Here is a 2,251-nt window from a genome sequence, read left to right on the forward strand (position 1 = left end):
GCGGTATTCGTCGGCGCGGTGTCCGTCGGCGCGGTGTCCGTCGGCGCGGTGTCCGTCGGCGCGGCGCTGGACGGTGCGGTGTGCCGGGCCAGCAGCCACGCGCCGACGGTCAGGCTCAGCGGCAGTACCGCACCCCGGTCGGGTTGGCCGGGAGCCAGCGGCACGTCCAGATCGACCCCCCAGGGTTGCAGGGAGCCGGTGGCCGGGGCATGGATCGGGCCGGTCACCGGGCCAGTGCCCAACAGCACCAGAATGTCCGGTTCGACGGCCAGCAGCCGGCGTACGGCGGCGTCACAGGCCGCCCGGAGATCGTCCAACTCGGGGGCCGCGGAGCCGGCCACCTCCGGCACGAGCAGGGGCGGATGCGGACAGACGGCGGCGGCGACCAGTGGCACCCGTTCACCGTAGCGGGAATCCCCGGTGCGTCTCCGAGCCGATCCGGTCATTGGGGCCCTAGGACACCGTATGGTCACGGTCGGCGATAGGCGCTCGACGCGGACCGGGTCGGACCTGTGACAATGCCGGGAGCAAGTTGGCTGCGCCGTGGCGGCGGCGGGGGTCGATTCCCTCGACGCCGGGAGAACGAGGATGGGCACATGAGCGACTGGACTGCCTTCGGACGGGTGGACGCGGACGGCACCGTGTACGTCAAGACCACCGAGGGCGAGCGGGTGGTCGGATCCTGGCAGGCGGGAGCACCGGAGGAGGGCCTGGCGCACTTCGCCCGCCGCTTCGCCGACCTGGTGACCGAGGTGGACCTGACCGAGGCGCGGCTCAAGTCGGGTGCGGCGGACGCCGGGCACTCGTTGAGCACGATCCGGCGGATCCGCGCCACGCTGCCCGAGGCCCATGTGGTGGGCGACATCGACGCCCTGGCCACCCGCCTGGACAAGCTGGCGACGCTCGCCGAGGAGAAGGCCGGTGAGGCGCGCGCCGCCCGCGAGGCCGCTCGCGGTGAGGCCCTGGCCCGCAAGACCGCGCTGGTCGAGGAGGCCGAGAAGCTGGCCGCCGAGTCCACCGGTTGGAAGACTGCCGGGGATCGGCTCAAGGAGATCCTGGACGAGTGGAAGACCATCCGTGGGGTCGACAAGAAGGCCGACGGTGAGCTGTGGAAGCGGTTCGCCGCCGCCCGGGACGGCTTCACCCGCCGCCGGGGCGCCCACTTCGCCTCCCTGGACTCGCAGCGCAAGCAGGCGCAGACGGTCAAGGAGGAGCTGGTCGCCGAGGCGGAGAAGCTTCAGGACTCCACCGACTGGGCGGCCACCGCCAACCAGCTCAAGGACCTGATGACCCAGTGGAAGGCCGCGCCGCGCGCCTCCAAGGAGGCCGAGCAGAAGCTCTGGGAACGGTTCCGGGGTGCGCAGGACGCCTTCTTCAGCCGGCGCAGTGAGGTCTTCTCGGCTCGGGACAACGAGCAGCGCGGCAACCTGGAGCGCAAGCAGGCCCTGCTCGCCGAGGCCGAGGCGTTGGACATCGACGCCGACCCGAAGGGCGCGCAGGCCAAGCTGCGGGAGATCCAGGCGCAGTGGCACGAGGCGGGCCGGGTGCCCCGCGAGGCGGCCGCCGGGCTGGAGCGCCGGCTGCGGGCCATCGACGACAAGGTCCGCGAGGTGATGGACTCGGCGTGGCGCCGCACCACCAAGGAGGACAACCCGCTGCTCGCCCAGATGCGGGCGCAGGTGGCGGAGGCCGAGGACCGGTTGGCCCGGGCGCAGAGCGCCGGGGACGCGCGCCGGATCAAGGAGGCCGAGCAGGCGCTCAACGCCAAGCGGCAGTTCCTCCAGCTCGCCGAGCAGGCCGGCTGAGCTGACGACGTCCGGAGCCCCCGGTCCCGAGCGGGACCGGGGGCTTCCGCGTGTCCACCCTCACGTCCTCGAACGCCCGCACCCCGCCTCAGGCGCCCGCGACCCTCGGTCCTCGCCCTTCGCGCCGCACGCGGCAAGATCTACGCACCTTCCCGGATGTTGCTGCCTCCGGCGCGCGAGAGACAGCAACATTCCTGATTCTGCGCGGACCTTGACGACGAACACCGTCCCCGAGCTCCCAGGACGGGCGTTGGGCGCGTGCGGCCGTCAAGGTCACGCTCGATCCTGGATGTAGTGGCCACGAAGCGCCGGGATGCAACGACATCCATGTTCCAGCGCGATCATGCAGGGGGCGTGCGGCGCAAAGGGCAGCGGGCGTGGGGCGCGGGGCGTGGGTATGGCGCACGGGACGGGCGGGGTGTGGGTGTCGGGGTGGCGCACGGGAC

1 protein-coding gene and 1 pseudogene are annotated in these 2,251 nt (G+C 72.5%); one reads left to right on the forward strand and one right to left on the reverse strand.

The genetic code is table 11. From position 1 onward, the window contains the following. A pseudogene (locus JM949_RS35335) lies at positions 1-446 on the reverse strand (hypothetical protein); the annotation flags it as partial. 150 nt (positions 447-596) lie between these two features. Here JM949_RS35335 and JM949_RS35340 point away from each other — a divergent pair. Continuing rightward, entirely contained in the window at positions 597-1,805 is a 1,209-nt protein-coding gene (locus tag JM949_RS35340) for a DUF349 domain-containing protein (protein ID WP_203152392.1), read from the forward strand. The last annotated feature ends 446 nt before the right edge of the window (positions 1,806-2,251 follow it).

The sequence above is a fragment of the Micromonospora tarensis genome, from assembly GCF_016803395.1.
Lineage (GTDB): Bacteria > Actinomycetota > Actinomycetes > Mycobacteriales > Micromonosporaceae > Micromonospora > Micromonospora tarensis.